General features: G+C 45.4%; 3 protein-coding genes. All 3 read left to right on the top strand.

Going from position 1 to position 2,381, the window contains the following annotated elements; genetic code table 11:
• Nucleotides 1-188: 188 nt before the first annotated feature.
• Nucleotides 189-743 carry a fluoroquinolone-acetylating aminoglycoside 6'-N-acetyltransferase AAC(6')-Ib-cr5 gene (locus tag ACMWLG_RS25670; RefSeq protein ID WP_063840321.1) on the top strand — a complete coding sequence of 185 codons (555 nt, stop codon included), beginning with the start codon at nt 189-191 and terminating at the stop codon, nt 741-743.
• Between the two features lie 130 nt (nt 744-873).
• Nucleotides 874-1,704, top strand: coding sequence for an oxacillin-hydrolyzing class D beta-lactamase OXA-1 (locus ACMWLG_RS25665; RefSeq protein WP_001334766.1), 831 nt, complete (start codon nt 874-876; stop codon nt 1,702-1,704).
• A 137-nt stretch (nt 1,705-1,841) separates the two neighbouring features.
• The coding region (locus tag ACMWLG_RS25660; protein ID WP_223807070.1) for a CatB-related O-acetyltransferase at nt 1,842-2,381 on the top strand (540 nt) is incomplete at its 3' end.

Raw genomic sequence — 2,381 nt, 5'->3', positions numbered from 1 at the left:
CCCCTGGGCGAAATGCGCCTGGTAAGCAGAGTTTTTGAAATGTAAGGCCTTTGAATAAGACAAAAGGCTGCCTCATCGCTAACTTTGCAACAGTGCCTTTAAGCGTGCATAATAAGCCCTACACAAATTGGGAGTTAGACATCATGAGCAACGCAAAAACAAAGTTAGGCATCACAAAGTACAGCATCGTGACCAACAGCAACGATTCCGTCACACTGCGCCTCATGACTGAGCATGACCTTGCGATGCTCTATGAGTGGCTAAATCGATCTCATATCGTCGAGTGGTGGGGCGGAGAAGAAGCACGCCCGACACTTGCTGACGTACAGGAACAGTACTTGCCAAGCGTTTTAGCGCAAGAGTCCGTCACTCCATACATTGCAATGCTGAATGGAGAGCCGATTGGGTATGCCCAGTCGTACGTTGCTCTTGGAAGCGGGGACGGACGGTGGGAAGAAGAAACCGATCCAGGAGTACGCGGAATAGACCAGTTACTGGCGAATGCATCACAACTGGGCAAAGGCTTGGGAACCAAGCTGGTTCGAGCTCTGGTTGAGTTGCTGTTCAATGATCCCGAGGTCACCAAGATCCAAACGGACCCGTCGCCGAGCAACTTGCGAGCGATCCGATGCTACGAGAAAGCGGGGTTTGAGAGGCAAGGTACCGTAACCACCCCATATGGTCCAGCCGTGTACATGGTTCAAACACGCCAGGCATTCGAGCGAACACGCAGTGATGCCTAACCCTTCCATCGAGGGGGACGTCCAAGGGCTGGCGCCCTTGGCCGCCCCTCATGTCAAACGTTGGGCGAACCCGGAGCCTCATTAATTGTTAGCCGTTAAAATTAAGCCCTTTACCAAACCAATACTTATTATGAAAAACACAATACATATCAACTTCGCTATTTTTTTAATAATTGCAAATATTATCTACAGCAGCGCCAGTGCATCAACAGATATCTCTACTGTTGCATCTCCATTATTTGAAGGAACTGAAGGTTGTTTTTTACTTTACGATGCATCCACAAACGCTGAAATTGCTCAATTCAATAAAGCAAAGTGTGCAACGCAAATGGCACCAGATTCAACTTTCAAGATCGCATTATCACTTATGGCATTTGATGCGGAAATAATAGATCAGAAAACCATATTCAAATGGGATAAAACCCCCAAAGGAATGGAGATCTGGAACAGCAATCATACACCAAAGACGTGGATGCAATTTTCTGTTGTTTGGGTTTCGCAAGAAATAACCCAAAAAATTGGATTAAATAAAATCAAGAATTATCTCAAAGATTTTGATTATGGAAATCAAGACTTCTCTGGAGATAAAGAAAGAAACAACGGATTAACAGAAGCATGGCTCGAAAGTAGCTTAAAAATTTCACCAGAAGAACAAATTCAATTCCTGCGTAAAATTATTAATCACAATCTCCCAGTTAAAAACTCAGCCATAGAAAACACCATAGAGAACATGTATCTACAAGATCTGGATAATAGTACAAAACTGTATGGGAAAACTGGTGCAGGATTCACAGCAAATAGAACCTTACAAAACGGATGGTTTGAAGGGTTTATTATAAGCAAATCAGGACATAAATATGTTTTTGTGTCCGCACTTACAGGAAACTTGGGGTCGAATTTAACATCAAGCATAAAAGCCAAGAAAAATGCGATCACCATTCTAAACACACTAAATTTATAAAAAATCTAATGGCAAAATCGCCCAACCCTTCAATCAAGTCGGGACGGCCAAAAGCAAGCTTTTGGCTCCCCTCGCTGGCGCTCGGCGCCCCTTATTTCAAACGTTAGACGGCAAAGTCACAGACCGCGGGATCTCTTATGACCAACTACTTTGATAGCCCCTTCAAAGGCAAGCTGCTTTCTGAGCAAGTGAAGAACCCCAATATCAAAGTTGGGCGGTACAGCTATTACTCTGGCTACTATCATGGGCACTCATTCGATGACTGCGCACGGTATCTGTTTCCGGACCGTGATGACGTTGATAAGTTGATCATCGGTAGTTTCTGCTCTATCGGGAGTGGGGCTTCCTTTATCATGGCTGGCAATCAGGGGCATCGGTACGACTGGGCATCATCTTTCCCGTTCTTTTATATGCAGGAAGAACCTGCATTCTCAAGCGCACTCGATGCCTTCCAAAAAGCAGGTAATACTGTCATTGGCAATGACGTTTGGATCGGCTCTGAGGCAATGGTCATGCCCGGAATCAAGATCGGGCACGGTGCGGTGATAGGCAGCCGCTCGTTGGTGACAAAAGATGTGGGGCACTGTTGCAAAGTTAGCGATGAGGCAGCCTTTTGTCTTATTCAAAGGCCTTACATTTCAAAAACTCTGCTTACCAGGCGCATTTCGCCCAGGGGA

It is taken from the genome of Enterobacter sp. 01-M-02-SI-ECC (genome assembly GCF_047530595.1).
In the GTDB taxonomy this organism is placed as follows: Bacteria; Pseudomonadota; Gammaproteobacteria; order Enterobacterales; family Enterobacteriaceae; genus Enterobacter; species Enterobacter cloacae_M.
Note: the sequence above shows the minus strand (reverse complement) of the source record. Positions and strands in the feature narration are given on the sequence as shown.